11 protein-coding genes are annotated in these 20,852 nt (G+C 36.2%); 1 reads left to right on the top strand and 10 read right to left on the bottom strand.

Features of this window, described 5'->3' with window-relative positions; genetic code table 11:
* Nucleotides 1–94: 94 nt before the first annotated feature.
* The 7 genes from HNP35_RS11310 to HNP35_RS11340 all read right to left on the bottom strand — a co-directional run bounded on the left by HNP35_RS11310 (nt 95) and on the right by HNP35_RS11340 (nt 15,617).
* The gene (locus HNP35_RS11310) at nt 95–1,519 is read right to left on the bottom strand and encodes a sialate O-acetylesterase (protein ID WP_184161669.1); all 1,425 of its coding nucleotides are present in this window, start codon (nt 1,517–1,519) and stop codon (nt 95–97) included.
* Between the two features lie 316 nt (nt 1,520–1,835).
* Complete coding sequence (locus HNP35_RS11315) at nt 1,836–5,225, bottom strand: glycosyl hydrolase (protein WP_184161672.1); 3,390 nt, start codon at nt 5,223–5,225, stop codon at nt 1,836–1,838.
* 219 nt (nt 5,226–5,444) lie between these two features.
* Nucleotides 5,445–8,789, bottom strand: coding sequence for a glycoside hydrolase family 2 TIM barrel-domain containing protein (locus HNP35_RS11320; RefSeq protein ID WP_246453476.1), 3,345 nt, complete (start codon nt 8,787–8,789; stop codon nt 5,445–5,447).
* 132 nt (nt 8,790–8,921) lie between these two features.
* A complete protein-coding gene (locus HNP35_RS11325; RefSeq protein ID WP_184161675.1) occupies nt 8,922–10,046 on the bottom strand; it encodes a glycosylase in 1,125 nt (374 codons plus the stop codon).
* A gap of 187 nt (nt 10,047–10,233) precedes the next feature.
* Nucleotides 10,234–11,910, bottom strand: a complete 1,677-nt coding sequence (locus HNP35_RS11330) for a hypothetical protein (RefSeq protein WP_184161678.1) — start codon at nt 11,908–11,910, stop codon at nt 10,234–10,236.
* 262 nt (nt 11,911–12,172) lie between these two features.
* Nucleotides 12,173–14,359 (bottom strand): alpha-rhamnosidase, encoded by a 2,187-nt coding sequence (locus HNP35_RS11335; protein ID WP_184161681.1) that lies wholly within the window; start codon nt 14,357–14,359, stop codon nt 12,173–12,175.
* Nucleotides 14,360–14,798: 439 nt separating this feature from the next.
* Entirely contained in the window at nt 14,799–15,617 is an 819-nt protein-coding gene (locus HNP35_RS11340) for an AraC family transcriptional regulator (protein WP_246453478.1), read from the bottom strand.
* A 101-nt stretch (nt 15,618–15,718) separates the two neighbouring features.
* On the opposite strand from HNP35_RS11340, the gene HNP35_RS11345 reads away from it, so the two are divergent.
* The gene (locus HNP35_RS11345) at nt 15,719–16,930 is read left to right on the top strand and encodes an MFS transporter (protein ID WP_184161686.1); all 1,212 of its coding nucleotides are present in this window, start codon (nt 15,719–15,721) and stop codon (nt 16,928–16,930) included.
* A 70-nt stretch (nt 16,931–17,000) separates the two neighbouring features.
* Here the strand turns inward: HNP35_RS11345 and HNP35_RS11350 are convergent, their stop codons facing one another.
* The 3 genes from HNP35_RS11350 to HNP35_RS11360 form a co-directional block, all read right to left on the bottom strand.
* On the bottom strand, nt 17,001–17,936 hold the full coding sequence (locus HNP35_RS11350) for a hypothetical protein (protein WP_184161689.1): 936 nt from the start codon (nt 17,934–17,936) through the stop codon (nt 17,001–17,003).
* 215 nt (nt 17,937–18,151) lie between these two features.
* A complete protein-coding gene (locus tag HNP35_RS11355) occupies nt 18,152–19,732 on the bottom strand; it encodes a sodium:solute symporter (protein WP_184161692.1) in 1,581 nt (526 codons plus the stop codon).
* Entirely contained in the window at nt 19,729–20,793 is a 1,065-nt protein-coding gene (locus tag HNP35_RS11360; protein ID WP_184161695.1) for a Gfo/Idh/MocA family protein, read from the bottom strand. Before HNP35_RS11360 ends, HNP35_RS11355 begins: the two co-directional genes overlap by 4 nt.
* Nucleotides 20,794–20,852 lie beyond the last annotated feature (59 nt).

The raw sequence follows: 20,852 nt of genomic DNA on the forward strand, positions 1-20,852 counted from the left end.
CAAGTTTTCCAAAACCTTGTAGGTATAAATTTTTAAGTTTCAAATCAATCCAACACCTACAAGGTTTTGAAAACCTTGCAGGAGCGCGTGCGTATTACCACTCATCCGTTCTAAACGAAGAAACCGGCAATCCACCCGCACTAAACAATTCCGCTTTAGCGAAATCTTTCCATAAATAACGTATTGCAACAGGTTTCTTTACTTTATCTGAAGTCAGAACTACTGATTTTCTTCTTACGACTGTTTTCGCTGGATAGAATACTTTATCCTCTCCCGCAATTTCAAAACCGGTCACTTCTTTTTCATAAGATGTAATTCCGTTAGCAACATCATCAAACGAAACGGTTACTGCACCATCTTTTATTTCCATCGATTTGTATTTCGGACTTTCAAATTCAAATCCTTCGATTCCATAAGTTCTTGCCAAAGCTTGAAAAGCCAGACGATTTCCGCCTTTTTCTTTGTCCATTGGGTGAATGTTATTTTCTTCTCCAACATCCATTAAAACCGCCATTGCAGAATTCGGAATTTCTTTTGAAGCTTTAAACTGCGCTTCTCTCAAATAAGCTGAATTGTATTTTTCCTGATAATCTTTTGGATGAAAAGAAGCATAATTGAACGGTGCAATCTGCGCGTAGTAAAACGGGAAATCTCCTAGTTTCCATAACGCTCTCCAACTGCCGACCATTTTCTTCATTAAAGCGGTATATTCAGAAGCTCTTTCGTAATTTGATTCTCCCTGATACCAGATACAGCCTTTGATTCCGTAACCAATTACAGGCGAAAGCATTCCGTTAAATAAAGTAGTCGGCACACGATTTGGATCTTTTGCCAATTCTTCTTTTGTAGTCGGAATTTTAGCACTCGCAAAATCTTTCAGCATTTCCTGATTCATCCAGGCTTCCATGCTCGAACCTCCGTACGAAACATGAATCAATCCCACAGGAACATCTAAAACTTCCTGTAAAAGCGATCCAAAGTACCAAGCGGTAGCACTAAAATTTGAAGTTGATTTTGGGGAAGCCTCTTCCCATTTTCCTTCAAAATCATCTAAAGGTTCTAAAACCGTCGCTCTTGGAATCGTAATTAAACGAATATTTTTATTGGTTGATCTTACGATGATTTCGTTTCCGTTTTTAACAGGCTGTCCCTGAAATCCTTTTAAAGGCATCTCCATATTCGATTGTCCGGAACAAAACCATACTTCTCCCAACAAAACATTTTTGATCGTTACTTTTTCATTTCCTTCCGAAACTTCGATCGTGTATGGTCCGCCAAAATTGGAAGTCTGCAATTCAGTTCTCCATTTTCCAGAAGCATCTGCTTTTGTTTTGTAGGTTTTAGAATCCCATGAAGTTTTGATTACGATATTGGCATTTTTTTCTGCCCAACCCCAAATTGGCGCATTTGACTTTTGCTGCAACATCATATTGTCCGTAAACAATGCTGGCAGTTTGATTTTGGCATTGATTTGAAAACTCGCTAAAATCGTTAATAATGCAATAATTGATTTTTTCATTTTGATTTATTTTTTGCCACAGATTAAAGGGATTAGAAGGATTTTTTTTCGCCACGAATTCACGAATTTTTCTCAATTTGAAACCCTTTAATTTATAGTTATTTTCTTTTTCAATTGCCTCCAGTTTTAACTGGAGGATCATCAAATGTTTATTTTCAATGGGCTTTAGCCAAACTAATTATTTGGCTAAAGCCTTGTTGTGTCTTCTTTCTTAACCTCCAACTAAAGTTGGAGGCAATTGATTTATTTTCTTCTTTTTTCCAAAAGAAATCTTTTTAATCCTTTTATCCCGATAGCTATCGGGAGTGGCTAACATTTATTTCTCCTGTAAAATTGTAACCGGCCCTAACAATCCCGCTTTCAACAACGGCTCTCCTTCTAAACGGAATGGCGCTGTTGTCCAAGTTAATCTTTGTTCTTTTGACAATTTTTGATCGCCAATTAATCTGTTTCTCCAGGTATTTGTGATTTTAATTACAATCTCATTTTTACCTCTTTTGAGCACTTTCGAAATATCGGCTTTATAAGGAAATGTCCAAAGTGTTCCGCAGTGAATATCATTAATGATCACTTCTCCGATATTGCCAATTTCGCCCAAATCCATCCAAATTTTATCTGTGCTTTTTCCTTTCCAAACAAAATCTTTTCTGTAGATTACAGTTCCTGAATAATACTTAATCTGATCATTTTCAGAAGAGCTCCAATCAAAAAGCTTATTTGTTTTAACAATTTCTTTCGGGCCTTTAAAAGCGGGATCAAATTGTAATTCCCATTTTTCGTCTAAAGTTTGAACTTTCTCAAATTCAGCTGATTTTCCTTTTGCTAAAACTTCTTTCGTTTGATCTTTAAAAATCACAAAACCAGATTCGTTAGCATCTAAAGTTATCGAAACAATTGTTCTTCCGTTTTCAATTTTCCAATTGGCTAAAGCTGAAGTTATATCCGTTACAGCATTATACCATTGCGGAACTTTTCCAGAGATTCTGAAAGAAGCCTCAAAAGAACGTTTTTCTGTTTTCTGATTGGAAATGAAATAAATATCTTCCGTATCCGATTTACGATGCGCCCAAGCTAATGTTTCGGCTTCAGCTCTATTTAAACTAGGAAAATAAATATCCTGAGTAATTCCGATTGAAGCAAAATCGTTTCCTAAATACGGTAATTTGACAACCGTTCCTTTTCCAATTTTCCGTGTTGATGAATTGGCATTATTCCAAATTTCATCAATTACATTCTGCCACTTCTTTTGATCGCTTTCTGAATGGATTCCCGGTTGAAGGTTTGGTTTTTCATCTACAAAAATCGTTGCTCCGTCTTTTAGCAACTGCAGAATTTTTTCGGCGGAAGCCAAAGAAAGTATTTTATTCGGTGCCATTTTATGACTTCCCGGAAAGAATAAAGCGCCGTATTCGATTCCGCCATCAAAAGAAATTTTTCCGTTTACCACTTTCGCACGATTGATCAAAACATCGGCATTGAAAGAATCATATTGATATCCATTTAACGGATTAATCCATTGCGATAAATCGGTAATATTTTTAGAATAGGTCACCTCTTTTGGCATCTTTGCCGTTGGCTGACCTTCATTTTCTAAACGGATTTTCTCGCTTTCTAGTCTTTCTTTTCCAAACACATTCGGAATAAAAGGAACTAATCGATCTGGAACAAAAGAACGTGAAGGGAAATCTTCTCCGATAAAAACCGCCAGATCAATCACAGGTTTTCCTTTTTGCAATTGAAACTGTACTCTTTGGCAATAATCAAACCATGCTCTTCCTGGTTTCCACCAAGTTTGGTCTCTTTGGAAAAAAGTCCCGATATCGTCTAAAGTCATTCCCGGTTTTCTATCCGTCCACGGATTGTGTACAAAAACGTGATAAAATAAACGATTAATTCCTAAAGCATAATTTCGGTCTGCTGTTGTTTTTAGATTTCCGGGATGTTCGTCCCAATCCATTCGCAGAGCCGTAAAAGATTCTGCCTGAATAATATCTTTTCCGTAAATATGTCCGCCCGAAATGGCATCTACCATGTCAAAAGGTTTGTCGTGTGTTGGGCTTTTCAGCCAAAATTCACCACTTGGATAATCAACATATTTATAATGAAGTAAGGCGTCGCTCGTTACAACTGGTGCTACATTTTCTGCACTTAATTTTATGTTGTTTTCTTTGGCGATTTGTGCTACAGTTCCGTAGAAATTATCAGCCACTAAATCGGCAATGGTTTTTCGGACATCGTATAAAACTTTCTCTGAGAAATCGGCACTTTCTACTGGAATTCCAGCCATTACAGGCAAATATTCTATAAGATCATAACCACGTCTCTTTTTAAATTCAGCCTGAAAAACCGAAGACCAGTTTTGGCTTCCGCATTCCCAACTGTCAAAATGAAGGATTTCTAAAACTTTTGAAGCCAATTCTGGCCCAGCAGAACGAACAGCTTCTCCAAACCAATGATCTAACTGAAAACGGATTAATTCAGGATTAAATTTATCCACTTCTAATCCTTTTCCTGCTCCTCCAGTTGCATTTTCATGTCCTGTAGAAGTATGACCCATTCGGATGATTTTCCATTTTCCTTTTGGTGCTTTCCAGTTTAGGTTTCCGTCAGTATCAACAAAATTGGAGATATTAACTATTTCCGATTTTTGGAATGCATCTGAATTTGGAATTTCTTTAGCTGTGGTTTGTGGAGTCAAACGCCAGATTGCGCCTGATTTCCCTTCGTAATTATTAATCAGAGATTGGTTTGAAAGCGTAATTTTACTCACTTTCAGATTCTGTTTCCACTTCGCAAAATCTAAATCTTCTGCTCCGGGTTCTGTTCCTTTTGGATCGTAAACAAATCTGAAATATTTTGCAGTTACGGGTGTAATGGTGTGTGTATTTGGGAAATCCATGTCTTGCCAGCCGTGACGTGGTGCAATCATTCTTTCGTGGAATCTAAAATTGATTCCGTCATCACTTACTTCTACAATCAGACGTTGTGCTTGAAAATCTCTTCCTTTGGTTTCAATTACAATGGATTTGCAGGTAAAAGGCTGTGCAAATTCATACTGAATCCATCCTGCATCGGCAAATTTAAAATTTTCTTCTTTTTTAGGATCTGCCAAAAACGAGGCATCGGTATTGTTGGATGTCGTTACTTTTGGCAATTGCGTCTGTGAAGTGATTTGGTATTCTTTTATCGGAATCGCAAAAGTGGCAATATCTTTATAATAGTCTTTGTAATGTGCTGGAACTGGCAGTTTTGAAGTCATTTTTTTACCGCCTAAAAGTTCCGTCGTTGACCAAACTACTTTTTGCATTGACATTTCTGGCGTAATCCATGGTCCACCTGCAACGGCGAATCCGTCTGCACCGTGAAAAGCCAATTTCAAACCTAAACGATCTGCTTCTTTAAAAGCCCAATGAATCATATCCCAAAACTCCGGACTTAACTGCAAAACTGGCGGATCTATTAATGGCGGATTGACTGGTCCTTTGATCGTCATTAAATATGCCCCCGCAATTCCAGCTTGTTTCATCGCTTCTAAATCGGCTGTAATTCCGACTTTAGAATATGCTGATTTCATCCAATACCAATACACCCAAGGTCGTGAGGATTCTAATGTTGGCTGAAAAGTAGTTTCTTTTTTATGGACTTCCTGCGCGGAAAGAAATCCCACAAGAAGTAACATTAAAAAGAGGTGTTTTTTTTGAAACATTTTAATTGTTTTTAACCGTTTTGTTTGTCATTTCGACGAAAGGAGAAATCTTCGAAAGAAACTCTACAAAAATTAGATTCTCGTTACGGAGCTACTCGTGAAGATTTCTCCTTTCGTCGAAATGACAAACTTTATCTTTAATCTTTAGTTCTTAATTTTAAAATTATCAATTATCAATTATCAATTATCAATTATCAATTATCAATTATCAATTATCAATTAATACTTAAACTTCTTCAAACTACTTTCCAATTCATTCTTCGATCCGCTGAAAGGCGTCAAATAAAAACTGTATTCATAATTGCCCGATTTAATCTGATATTGTTCTAAAGGCTGTGCAACAATTGTCCAACTGTCATTTCCTCCCACTCCCATTTGGATTAAATCGATGTTTACGGTCAAAAACCCTGGATCTTTCAAATCGTACGTATGTCCTGATGCGCTTAGGTTTTCTTGTGTATAAGGCCATGCGCTCATACTTAAAACTTTAGTATCATTTACTACTAAAAATCCGCTGTTTTTCTGTGGAGTGCTTAATGCCATCCATCTTACATCGCATCGGTTTCCGTTTTCCTGTGGTTTTGGGTAATGTTCGATAAAATCATTTATTGGAAGCGAATATTTCCCAACAAACGAACCAAAACTTCTGTCACTGTAATTTTCTAATTCGCCTTTTCCATACCATGAAATCTGGTCGAAACTTCTTTTAACGCCCATCTGCATTCCGATTTTTGGAATGTTTGGCAGTTTGTCTGATGCTTTTAAGCTGTAATCTACTTTTATTAATCCGTTTGGTAAAATATTGTAAACGACATTTACACTTGCACTGTCTTTTATCACTTCATAATTACTTGTGATTTTAATTACTGAAGCTGATTTATCAATGGCAATATTTACCAATTTTGGTTTTGCTTTATACCATTGTTTTAATAATTTTTGAGACTTCCAACCACGTTTATCGTTGTCTGTAAGCGGTCTTACGAAGTTAGGAAGCAAAGGCGCAAAAACCTGCTCTTCTCCATTAAAAACATAAGAACTTAAAGCTCCATTTGTTTTATTAATTGTAACATCAAACGCTTTTCCTTTGATTCTAAAATCAGAATCTGATTCAGAAACGTTGACATTTTCTTTCTTCGATTCAGGTGAAACAGCTTCTTTCTTTTTCAACACAAACTGATCTTCCGCGACAGCGTAACCTTTTGAAGCCCAAAGCTCATCTTTTGAAAGCTGGAATTCTATATTTAAAATATATTCAGCATCGGCTTTCATTTTTGGAAGATATTGACTCACGTCTAAAGTTGTCGATTGTCCCGCTTCAACTTTAAATGGTTTTAAAATCTGAGTTTTAATCACATTTCCGTTTTCCAATACCTTTAAAACTGGAATATATCCTTCTAATGATTTAACGGCCTGACGATTTTTTATTTCTAATTGATTCCCGTTTAAAGTTGAAATTGCTGGCTGATACACCCATTTATTTTCAAAAATCGAGCCTTTTGGTTTTCCGTAAGAATCAACAATTCCTTTTGTATTGAAATTTCCATCATGATATTTTTCGCCGAAATCTCCTCCGTGCGCAAAATAATTCTGACCTGATCTTGAATCGAATTTTACGATTCCCTGATCTTTGAATTCCCAAATACAACCTCCGATAACTCTTGGAAGCGAACGAAATTCATCCCATAATTCTTTTAAATTTCCAACTGAATTCCCCATTGCATGAGAATATTCAACGAAAATAATCGGACGTGTATCTTTCTTTTGATCCACTAAAAATTTTGGTGTGAAAACGCCCGGATAAAAACGGCTGACCATATCGACATACGAATCATCTTGCGGATTTTCGAATCTGTAAGCATGATCAATTGTTTTTGGATATCTCGGATCAAGCGGATCAATATATCCATCTAATTTAGCATTTCCTTGTGCTGGTTCGTAATGCACTGGACGTGTAATATCGAAATCGTGAACCCAACCCGACATTGCTGAATGGTTTGGCCCTTTTCCGCCCTCATTTCCTAAACTCCACATCACGACCGATGGATGGTTTTTATCTCTTTCGACCATACGAATCATTCTTTCCATATAAGCATTTGTCCAAAGCGGATCGTTGCTTAATTTACCACCAATTCCGTGAGTTTCCTGATTGGCTTCATCCATAACCATAATTCCGTACTGATCGCATAATTCGTAGAAATAAGGATCATTCGGATAATGGCTTGTACGTATAAAATTGAAATTAAACTTTTTAATTGTAGTAATATCTTGTTTGATATCTTCTCTTGTAACGGCTTTTCCTCTTGTCGGATGATGATCGTGACGGTTTACGCCATAAACATAAGTTTCTTTTCCATTGATGAGCATTTTTCCATTCTCTTTCGAAAATTCAATCGAACGGAAACCTACTTTACAACTTTTCGCTTCGGTAACGTTGCCGTTTTTATCTTTTATGGAAATAACCATGGTATATAAATTCGGCTCTTCTGAACTCCATTTTTTTGGATTTTTGATGGTTTCCTGAAAGAATCCGAAACGTACATTATCCAGACGTGGATAACTTTCGTTGATTAAATCGATTACAGGTCTTTGAAGCGGTTCTTTGAACATTGCCGTATTATTGGCGTCGTACAATTGAACATTCATCGTATAATCTTTGATTTTTGCTCCAGTCAGATTCTCCACTTTTGGACGCAATTTGAAAATAGCATCTTTGTATTCTTTGTCTAATTTCGTTTGAACAAAGAAATCCTGAATACGCAATTTCGGCTCGGCCATAATGAAAACTTCACGTTGGATTCCGCTCATACGCCAATGATCCTGATCTTCTAAATAAGAACCATCTGTCCAACGAATTACGCGAACTGAAACTACATTTTCGCCTGCTTTTAAATAAGGTGTAATATCAAATTCTGATGGCAGAAAACTGTCTTCGCCATAGCCTAAAAATTCTCCGTTTAGCCATACTTCAAAACCTGAACTTACAGCTCCAAAATGAAGCGTAACAGTCATATCTTTCCAGTTTTCTGGAATGGTAAAACTACGCTGGTAAGAACCAACTCCGTTATAATCTTTAGGAATATAAGGCGGATTTATCGGTCTAAACGGATAAACGGCACTTTTGTAAATCGGATTATCATATCCTTTCATTTCCCAATTTGAAGGCACTTCGATTTTATCCCAACCTGATACTTTGTTTTGATAAAAGTCTTTTGAAGCTTCTTTTAAATTTACAGCATATTTGAAATCCCAATCGCCTGTCAACATTTGCATTCGGCTTTTGGTTCTGTCGCCTTTTAATGCGTCTTCAACAGAAGTATATGAATAAGAAGTTGCTCTTGATGGCTGTCTGTTGATGCTTGTAATTGTTGGATCTTCCCACGGAGCAAATTCGTATTTTTTATGCAATTCTGGAACTCCCGCTGGTTCTCCTGTTACGGATTGGGCGTGGGTTGTGTAAGATGTTAGAAGTAAAATGAAAAATGTATACGTCGCAAATCGAAGATTGAAAAATGTTGTTTTGTATTTTGTTTTTGACGTAAACATTGGTTTTATATTTTGTTTCATTATTATTTGTTTCAATTGTCCCTATGGGACAAATTCACTTTGGGTTAATCTGCTACCAACCAAATACTCCTAGCGGAGTATCACCGTGAAGACGTTTTACTTTTCACATTTAACATCTCACACTTAACTCAATTATTGTTTCTTCTTTTTCTCCGGCGGAGCCACAAAATTCAATTTGCTTTTTCCTAAATCTTTAGAAGTTGCGATTGCAATTCCTCTTTGTTCTGCTTTGTTAACAGCACAGTAAAAATGATACACAACGCCGTCATGTTTTACTACAAAAGATTTATGAGCAAACAAATCATCATATGGTTCTGATGATTTAACTAAGTCATCGCCTTTCCAGTCCGTCCAGTTTACTAAATCATTCGAAACAGCAAAACGGTTAAAGGCACCTTGATTCCAACCCGTCCAGAAAGCTCCGAAATAGAACATCACCCAAGTATCATTAATACGCTGAATATAAGCATCTCCCGAAATACCTTTATGATGATTGATTAATGGTTTATCGCCATAACGTTTCCATGTTTTCATATCGTTTGATACCGCCATCGCGATACGTTCTGCACCTTTTGCAGGATTTAAACTATCGCCACGAGCATTGTAATACATGATAAAATTGTGTCCAGTCAATTTATCTTTATCGCGAATCACACTGTTTTTGTACATCGTGCTATTGTCCCACCATTTGGCGTCTTTATCTTTTGGCGTCAAAACCGGATTTTCTAACCTTTGAAACTCGTGTGGTTTTGTTGGCGATTCTTTGGTATACGCCATTCCGATTGATAAAACGCCTGCTTCGTAACCTTTGCTGTCTCCGCCAAAATAACTCATCCAGTATTTGTCATCGAATTTTTCCCATCCGTAGCTTCCGCCCCAAGTCAGATCCTGCAACGAAATATATCCAGCTTTTTGGTTAACGTCCCAATGTTTTTCGTTTTCTGAGAATGACATTACTTTTCCTAAATGTTTCCAATCTAAAAGATTGTCGCTTTCTGCCAACCAAGTTTCATAACCTCTTCCGTCGTAAATTAAATACGTCATATACCATTTCCCGTCTTTTCTAAAGACGCTCGGACAATCCATTTTGTATGAGTTGTCGGTAGGAACCATCACCAAACCGTATTTGTAAGGCGTTTTGATTTCTTCGTAAATCTCCTGCATTACGCTATCGGTAATTTCTCTTTTCTTGTATTTGGTTGCACAGCTGGTTATGGCAAGTGCTGAAATGGCTACGATTAGATATTTAATTTTCATTTTGGTTATGTTTAGTTTGCCACGAAGGCGCTAAGGCTCTAAGTTTTTTTGTTTTGTTTGCGAACAATTTAATCTCGCAAAGTCACAGAGTCGCAAAGTTTCTATTCTCTATATTCTATTCTCTATATTCTAAAATCTTGCTTCTTGCATCTTGCTTCTTGCATCTTTCTTCTTCCCCCACTCTCTTCTATTTCTTCAATTCTTTTAATTTAGAATCCATTACATCTCTGTTCAGTTTTACTTTTACCATTCCTGTTGGATGAAATCTTCTTTTCAAGTCAATTGCATTGTATACTATTGTGTAAACGTCATTTCCTTCTGGAATTAAGCAAAGCGGAGTTCTCATAATATCCCACCATTTATCTACTTTGGTTTCTATTGGTAAATAATGTGCTTCTGCCCAATTAACGCCGTCTGCTGATAATGAATACGCAATCATGTTTGGTAAATGATGTCCCCAGCCGTCTGGACCTCCGTCGAAAATCGCGATGTACAGGCCGTTTGGTAATTGACTTACGATTGGATTTTCAACAAATAGCGGATGCATCGTTTTAATTGGTTCCAAACCTTTATTCATTCTCAACCAAGGGCCTTCTAAACTTTTTGATTCGGCTAAAGCCACAAACCAGCCTTTTCCCGATTTCTTCGGATAATCTGCCCATGAATTGAACGGATACGCACCACTGTAAAATCCGAAATATTTATCTCCAACTTGATATGGAAAAAACGAAGCAACACCTTGACGTCCCTCCCAAGGCTGAGAATCTAATCCGGGTTCCATGATAATTCCCATATCTTTATAAGGACCACCGATTCCATTGATTCCGTCAACAGTCGATTCGCAACGCCAAATTCTTCCAAAGGAATGATTTGGTTCTATTTCTTTACTAACCGTATACGCCAAATAATAGCCATACCATTTGTTTGCTTTTTCATTGAAAATCGGCATGTAAGACCAAATCGCTGCGCGACGATCATTCATTGGATTATCATCTTCTGTAACAGCGTAAACACCGCTTGCTTGGTAGATTGTAGATTCTCTTTTCCAATGAATGGCATCTTTACTCGTCCAATGTCCGATTTTAGTTTTTACACGATCATAATAGTAATCAACACCTTTTTCCCCTGCTCTTTCGGTTGGAAACATATGATAGGTATCGCCAACTTTTACCACACGTCCACCTTCAAAACCTCCCTGAATTCCTTCTGTTCCAGACATTCCTTCATCAATAACAGGTTTGTTTTCTCCGCCGATAATTTCGAAAAGCGGTTTTTCATCTGAAAAACCTTCTACGATAAAGGTTGGATTCCAAAGTTTCCCGTCTGGAAGATTGGCATTTCTTGGTTCTAGTTTTTCAGATGCATTTACCACTCCTAAAATGGCGAATAATCCTTTTCCAAAATTTAATATTTGAGTTCCTTTTGAGAAAGAAACCGCATAAATATTTGCTGGAGGCAATCCTGTTATAGTTATTCCGTTTTCTAAAATTAATTTGGCATTTTGAAGTTTATCAGCTTGAAGATATTCTGAATTATTTTCTTGAAAAACGCCAATCAAAACCGTTACTGGTTCTTTAAATTTTAATTGTAACGGAGAATTAGTCCCATTTTTATAGGCTTCTAAAGGAAGTTCAATACCTGTTAACCCTTGCAATTCTGGAGCTAAACGGAAAATATTGTGTTTGCTTCCTGAAAATACATGCGCGTATTGTGTGGTTTTGAACGTTTTGTATTTTGATTTTACAATTTCAAATGAGGCTGATTTCCATGCTGTTGTTTGTGCTGTGGATTGAATGCAGACAGCCAATAGCATTAGGAAAGCGGTTTTTAATTTGATGTTGTATTTTTTCTTTTTTGAAGACATTGGTTTTTTATTTTTTGGCTTTTATTCTTTTAATGCATTTCCCCAATCTTGTCATTTCGAGGAACGAGAAATCTTCGTGAGAAACTCTACAAACATTGGCGACATTCTGTGAGGAGCTACTTGCGAAGATTTCTCCTTACGTCGAAATGACAAACTGTACGTGATAATCTTTGTGGTTACGAGTGTGATTCCTCCTTCATCGGAATAACAAACTAGACGTTATAAACTATTGGCTAATTACTAATTACTAATCACTAACAACTCACAAAGCCTTATAACTCACTTTATACTCCACATTCGGTTTTACAATCAATTGATATTTATTTTTGGCTAATTCCGTAATTGTTCCAGAATTTGTTTTTGGTCTTGTTGCACTTTCAAAAATCAATTTTCCCTGTCCTTCGCCTGATTTTACTTTGATTTCTTTGGTACTGCAATACACAGCAACTTCTCCGTTTGGTGTTGGTACTTTTCCTTCCATCCATTTTAAACCGCCCAAACTTGGTTTGATTTCGTATTCTGAATATCCTGGAGCAGTTGGTTTTACACCCAAATAATATTTTCCTAATAAATAAATCGGACTTGCTCCCCAAGCGTGGCAAAGGCTTTTTCCGTAAGGACGACCGTACATGGTTAAATGCTCTTTTCCTTTTTTGTTCGGGTTGTATTCTTCCCAGAAAGATGTTGCGCCTTCATTCAACATTCCGCCCCAATAATCTTTCATTTCTTTTAGAACATAGTTTTGCTCGCCCATCGCACACAAAGCTTCCAACTCGTAAAAACGCATGTATGGTGTTGTAATTTGAAGAACATCTTTATTCAACAACACTTTATTTTTTACGCTTTGCTTTTGTTCTTCATTAAAATAATTGAAGAAAATACCAAACATATTTGCGTATCTGGTTACGATGTTTTGAATTTTTCCATCGATACGCTGGTGTTTCATCACGTTTTCTTTTTTATCCCAAAAAACATCAAATAATTTGGTTTTTAAATCAGTTCCTAATTTTTGATATTGTTTTTGATCTTCGGTTTTACCAGCAATTTCAGCACTTACTGCCATCGCTTCTAAACTTCTCGCTAAAAGCATTTGCTCAAAACTGACTTCGCCTGTTTTTGGCAATCCGTCTGCCCAGTCAATGAAAACCCAGTCGCCTTCTAATGGTTCAAGGAATCCGTTTTTGTTTCTTCTTTCTAAACAGAAATCCATAAGAGATTTCATTCTTGGATAAAAAGTTTTGATAAATTTTGTATCTCCTGTGTGCAAGTAATAATCGTAAACTCCAACAAACCAATACAGCGAATAATCCATTATAATGTTTACGTGAGCCGTTACAGGATCTTTTCCACGAAGTGCTAAAAGTGTTCTTTCTACAGAAGCCGAATCAAAGAATAGATAATAATTCATTAAATAGCTTTGATAAGCATCACCAGACCAAACCCAGCGGTCGCGTTTGATTCCATCGATAAAAAATTCACGAGAAGTCAAATGCATCGTATAAGCCGACACATCCCAAATCTTATTTAATTGTTCGTCTGATGATTTGAATGCTCCACGATAATCTAATGGCAGATATTCATAAAGCATCGAAATAGAATCGTATTTTACTCCTGCATCTGCTTGGACTTGAACATAACGGAATGCTTTTGAACCGTCATGCGTATAAGTTTCAGATTGTTTTCCGTCAAAAGATAAATGGTCTAAAGTTTCGCATTTGGCAGAATCCAAAGCTTCTTCACGAGATTCTCCATAGTAAAGAGCTAATTTTCCTTTTCCTTTTAAACCGTGAATTTTAATGTAACCAAAAGTTTCTTTTCCAAAATCTATCAACTGACCCGCTCCAATTTTTTCTGTTTTTTTAGCGCTTAAAGGTTTTGTTGTTAATTTGAATCCGGAAGGTTTACTTTCTGGCGAATTAAAATTCCAGGAACCAACTGGAACCCATGGCGTCCCAGATTGTTGCGCTTTTCCAGTTTCGTCAATCCAGAGTTTGTCTTCGTTGGTTACTTTCCATGAAGCATCAGATTTAACGTATTTTCCATTTATATAAATAGCCGGCAAAACTTCCTGATTATACACTTTAAAAGAAATTTTGTGTTTTCCGGCAGGAACTGCAATTGATTTTGGCTGTCCGTAAATTTGAACGCCGTCTAAAAGTAATTGAAAAGGCCCTTCTGAGTAAATTTTTACCTCGTCTGGCTGTGGAATATCTACTTCTGTTTGAAAAGTAACCAAAGCATACGGACTGTAATATTGCCAAAGCGGAGGAAATACCGCTTCACGTTCTGTACGTCTTACCTGCATTTTATTGCTTAACCAAACTTCAAAATCCCCTGGATACCAGATCCATGTCGCTTCTTTTGTTTTTTCCTGCGCAAATGAAAGCGAACAAGAAAAAAGGGCAACAAAAAGAAGTAAAATCTTGAAAATTGGAAAGCGGTTTAGCATAGTAAGTTTATTTTGGGAATAAAGATAAGTGTTATTATCACATTTCACACCCTGCACTATCCTGTTATTTTATAAAAAACAATACTATTTGATAATTTTTTAAGGGAAAAATTATGAGTTATAACTTTTTTAGTACTAAAAAAAATGATGTTACAATTTTTATGGGACGCGGATAATACGGATTCGCTATCGCGAAGACGCGGATGAAAAACGGATTTCTTTTTTTTCTGTTTATTGTCATTTCGACGAAGGAGAAATCTCCACGAGAAGCTCTACAAAGATTGGACTTTCGTTGCAGAGTTACTTGCGAAGATTTCTCCTTCGTCGAAATGACAAAAATTGCGTTATTTTGGATAAACTAAAAGAAAAAATCCGCGCAAATCCGCGTCTTTACGAAGTAAATCCGTTTTATCTGCGTTCTAATTTTAGGCACATGAAATTAAGCCGATAACTTATCGTTTTCATTTTCATCTTCCAAAATATAATTAGAAGGTGTTTTTCCTAAATGCTTTTTAAACATATAAATAAAGGCGCTGGTGTTTTCGTAGCCTAAATTAAAAGCGATTTCTTTTATGGATTGTTTTTCGCCCAAACGTTTTATGGCTTCTAATAATTTTAAACGAGTTCGCCAGTCGCTGAAATTCATTCCGAGTTCTTTAATGAATAAACGCGATAAAGTTCTACTGCTCATAAATGAAAGTTCGGCGTAATAATCGATCGTGTTTTTGCTGGCAATATCGTCCATTATCAATTCGACTACTTTTTGCAATCTTTCGTGATTGGTTGTTGGCAGGAAAGTCGCACTTGGTTCTATTAAAGCCAATTCGTCCAGAAAAACCGATATGACTCTGTGTTGTGGAGGCGTTAAATTTCCATCTACTCCAAAAGAAATGATTTTAAAAACCAATTGCTTTAAAAACATCGGAATATCAAATGAAAAACTTTTCTCTGGTAATCCCGCCATTGCAGACGAATCGATAAAAACACTATAATAGTTCACATCTTTCTGAAAAGTAACCTGATGCTCTACTCCGCCCGGAAGCCATAAACCCTGCAACGGATTCACAACCCAAATATGATTTCCCACGACAACGTTCATTACGCCTCGTGTTGCGTAGATCAACTGTCCTCTTGGGTGCGAGTGCGAAATACACATTTCGTTGGTTACCATTTCGGTATAACCAATAACAGGAATCGATGGATCTTCTCTGTATCCATGCTCCTGCGCCATCCTATATGTCCGAATCTGGTTATTCATTGTCCAAATATAGCAATTTTGACATTGTTATTTGTTTCAATTTTGTAAAAAATAATACAGCTGTTGTTTTTAAACCTAAATTAAGAATCAAAAAATAACCCATGAACACTATTAAAGCAAATCCTGACATAGTTAAAAAAACTACGTATTCGATACTTTTTATTATCAGTTTTTCTCATTTAGTCAATGACCTTTTACAGGCTGTAGTGCCGTCAATTTATCCGTTGTTAAAAGAAAACTTTAACCTAAGTTTCTCTCAAATCGGAATCATTACTTTTACCTACCAAATCGTCGCTTCTATTCTTCAGCCTTTTGTGGGAATGTATACCGACAAAAATTCTAAACCGTATTCGCTAATTATTGGAATGTGTTTTACAATGGTCGGACTTTTTATGGTTTCGATTGCTTCTAACTTTATTTACTTATTATTATCAGTAAGTTTAATCGGAATCGGATCTTCTATTTTTCATCCTGAATCTTCTCGTGTGGCGCATTTGGCTTCGGGCGGAAAAAGAGGTTTGGCGCAATCCATCTTTCAATTGGGCGGAAATGCCGGAAGTGCAATTGGTCCTTTGTTAGCAGCGTTTATTGTAATTCCGCACGGACAAAGTTATGTGGCTTGGTTCTGTATTATTGCTTTGGTCGGCGTTTTTGCTTTGTATAAAATTGCGATTTGGTACACCGAACATCTATCTGAAAGAAATGCGAATAAATCGGCTCATAAAATTGAAACGCATCATTTATCTAAAAATCGTGTAATTGCTTCTCTTGTAATTTTATTGGTTTTGATTTTCTCTAAATACTTCTACATGAGCAGTATTACGAGTTATTACACTTTCTTTTTGATTGATAAATTCCACATCTCGATTCAGCAGTCACAAGTTTATTTATTCTTGTTTTCTGGAGCTGTTGCTGCTGGAACTTTAATTGGAGGTCCAATTGGAGATCGTTTCGGACGTAAATATGTAATCTGGGTTTCTATTTTAGGTGTTGCTCCGTTTACTTTAATGCTTCCTTATGTTTCTCTTTTCTGGGTTGGAACTTTATCTGTAATTATCGGATTGATTCTTTCTTCGGCTTTCTCTGCAATTTTAGTTTATGCAACGGAATTAATGCCAGGAAAAGTAGGACTTGTCGCAGGTCTTTTCTTCGGATTTGCTTTCGGAATGGGCGGATTGGGTTCTGCTGTTTTAGGAAAAATCGCCGATGCTACGAGTATAGAATATGTATTTAAGATTTGTGCATTTCTGCCTTTGATTGGCGTTATTACAGGATTTTTACCGAATATTGAAGGGAGAAAAAACGATGCGTAAACTTTAAAACTTATAAAACAAAAATGCTCCATAATTATGGAGCATTTTTTATTTTAATTAATCTTTTAATCTAAGACTTATACCTAGTTTTTTCGTCTGGAGTCATTTCTTTCAATAAAATCTCATCTGCATATTTTACTGTATAATTTTGATCAGTTACTAAATTTTGATATCCTTCTGAGGTATAAAAAACTGGCATAACAGATTTCTCAATTATTTTTAGATTTTTTCCTCCTTCTATTCCGTCTATTTCTTCATTAGAAAAATAATAGATATTAAATTTAAAATTACGATTCTGTGTAGAGTCAAGTATATCATCCATTAGCCCTAAAAGTGTGCCCGGAAAAATCGAGTCATTTACTTTTACAGCTAGTAGCTTTTCATCAAGACCAATATAAGATGCATTAGTTCCATCTGCATGATCAACAATAATTTCAGTTTTAAAAACTGTTTTTCCATCATTATCAATAGCATTTCTTCTTATATCAGTAACAATACCCTTTCTCATGGCACAAATTGTATCTTTTGTTTTAGAATAGACCACATAGTTTTTCCATATATCTGAACTTACATTAAATCTATTAGACTCATATATCGTTACGGTTTTATTCTCTTTGAATGGAAGCAAATAGGTAACAGTATAATCTACTTGGGGTTTTATAAGTCCTCTAGTAACACTATAGCTATAAGAACAATTAATTGGTTTATCTTTATCAGCAGGATACAGTTTAAAAAGTTTTCCTGTATCTCCAATCAGGTTTATGTCATATGTTTTTTTGATTGAGGCAATATCATTAACATTTGAAACATTTTCTATATTAAACTCTATAAAATAGTTACCTGGCACTACCTTAGTATATTTAAACTCTATACTATTATCTGCATTTTTTACCTTGGTAACATAAATCTGATTTTGAGAGGTAATAGAATTAAATCCTGCTAGAAGAAATACTAAAATACTTAAAAAATTACTTTTATACATAATTACATTTTTATCGTTATACATCGTTTAAAAACGATACAAATGTAGTACAAAAACTACAAAACAACACAATAAAGTAATCTTTTTATTATTTTTAATACCACTTTATATTTACTAAAAAATTCATCTGCATTCTATCAAAAAAAACGCTTCCTATCATGGAAGCGCTTTTACTATTGTAAAATTTCATTTATCTGTCTGTAACCAACATCTAAAAGTTTTGTGTTTTTTAATTATGATCAATTGAAATTAAAGATTAAATACAAAACCAAAATCACCAATCCCAGCAAACCAAACAAAAGCTTCACCTTTTTACTAGTTTTAGGAATATCCGTTTCGTCTGAAACATTAACTTCTGGATTTCTATCAGTTAAAGAAATGATAACCGCACTAATCATTAAAACGGCAAAAATGTAAAACGAAATCAATAAAAAGTGAGGCCAAACTGGGTATTTGTCAGCAGGAAAAATCCATAGATATAAAACCCCAACAAATAAACTAAAAGCAGAACCCCAAGATAGTGTTGCATTTACGGCTTTTTTGGTAGTGCGTTTCCAGAAAACACTCAAAAGAAAAACAACAGATAACGAAGGCGCCAAAAAACCTAAAACCGCCTGAAAGATGTTGAATAAATTTTGCCCTTTGATATTGTCAATCGCAACGGCAATAAGAATTGCAAATACACATCCAGCAGCAATTGTTAAACGACCAATTTTGATTTGATCCTGAATCGTTGCAGTCGGGTTGATTTTCTTCACATAAATATCATTCGTAAAAACGGTACTCAAAGCATTTAGCGAAGAACCAATAGTTCCTACCAAAACGGCAATCATCACACAGATTACCAAACCGTTCATTCCGCTTGGGAAAAGATTCGTAACCATGGTCATATAAGCTAAGTCTGAGTTACTTCCTAGTTCTGGATATAAGGCATAACACAAAATTCCAGGTAAAATAAATAACGGAAGCGCCATTACCTTCAACCATCCAATAAAATTCACGCCGAGCTGTCCTTGTTCTAAGTTTTTCGCTCCTAAAACACTCTGCACCATCGATTGATCTGTACAGAAAAAAGCCACTGCTGCAACAGGATATCCTAACAAAATAGCCGGCCACGGATAACTCGCATCATCAGAAGGGCGAACTAAATTCCAAAAGTTGGATGGCGTTTTTGCTGCTAAAGCTTCAATTCCACCCACTTTTTGCAATCCTAAATATGACAGGGTTAATGAAACTACAATCAGCAGAATCATCTGAAAAACATTCACTTTAGCAATTGCTTTCAATCCTCCTGCAAAAGTGAAAATTCCAGAGAAAATCACTAAAACGGTAACACTCTGCCACATCGGAATTCCTAAAATCTGACGTACTAAAACACCTCCACTGAATAATCCTAAAGACAACCAGCTTACTAATATTTTTACTAAAGCATACCAAGCGAGAATGTTCTGCGTACTATCGCCGTAGCGTTTTCCCATATATTCTGGCATTGTACTTACTTTACTGGCAATATATCTTGGTGCGAAAACCATTGCCAAAAGCAGTAAAAACACAAAAGCGTACCATTCGAAATTTCCCGCTACAATTCCCGTAGCGTAACCAATACTTGCAAAAGCCAATAATGACGAAGGTCCAACATTGGTTCCCCACATATTAAACCCGATGCTGTACCAGTTTAAAGAATTTCCGGCCAGAAAAAGCGTTTCGTTTTTCTTTCTCTGCTTTATGCTTACCACATATCCAATGACTAACAAAGCCACTAAATAACCTGCAACAATGACAAAATCGAGCGTGGTTAATTTATCGTAGATACTGTTCATAGTCCATATTCATTAAGAATATCGGCAATTTTAACCGGCATTCCAGTTTGCAGCGATTTGTCCATTGCTTGTAATAAAGCCACAGTTCCAATTCCTTCTTCCATGTTTGGATATGCCTCAAAACCTTGCTCAATACTGTCTACAAAATATTCTAAATAATTTTGATATTCTCCGCCGTGATGACTTTGTCCTTCAAAACGGAAATAATATTTTATCGTACTATCGCCCCAAGTAATTACTTTTTCTTCTCCAGTTTTATCAGTAAGTGCATAACGCAATTCGTGATAATCGGCCTGACTTGCACCTTCTGTAGCACGCAGAATGGTACTCATTCCGCTGTCGCGTTGTGCAGGCTGAGTTGGTGATGTATACACACCGCTTACACGAGCAATTCTTCCATCGGTTGCTTTGAAGATAAAATGCATCGTGTCTTCATTCTTCAATCCTGCCGATTGTCCGTTACTGCTGATCATTCCATATCCCATTACTTCTTGAATATTTGGCAAATACCATCTGATAAAATCTACAGGATGACTCAAACCTCCGTACAACCATTTAAACGATTGCAAAAGCGACCATTCTTTCTTTAAAAACCATCTGTGATCGGCGTGGTATTGTGCTTCAATCGTAATCAAATCCCCAATTAAACCTGCTTCATAATCGGCTCTTTGTCTTTTTGCTGGTTCGAAAAAACGAGAACTTTGTCCGATAAAAACTTTCTTTCCAGTTGATTTGCTTAATTCTAACAATTCTTTTGCATCTGAAAGATCATCGATAAACGGTTTTGTACACACGACATGTTTTCCGCTCAATAAAGCTTGTTTTACGTGTTGCGCATGCAAATGATCTGGCGTATAAATCGCGATAATATCAATTGAGGCATCATTTAACAAATCGTCGTAATTGGTGGTGTACGAATGAAAATCGAATTCTTTTGCGCGCTGTTTGCACAATTCTTCGTTTCGGTCGCATATTTTAACGAGTTCTAGTTTTGAACTTTCTATTGCAGCCGACATTGTGCTTCGTCCTTCTCCAAGTCCCAGAATGGCTATTTTTAACATGGTTTATTATTTTAGATTTTTGAGTTTAGATTTTATATTATTTCCGAAATCTTCTCTGA

Source organism: Flavobacterium notoginsengisoli (assembly GCF_014207905.1).
In the GTDB taxonomy this organism is placed as follows: Bacteria; Bacteroidota; Bacteroidia; order Flavobacteriales; family Flavobacteriaceae; genus Flavobacterium; species Flavobacterium notoginsengisoli_A.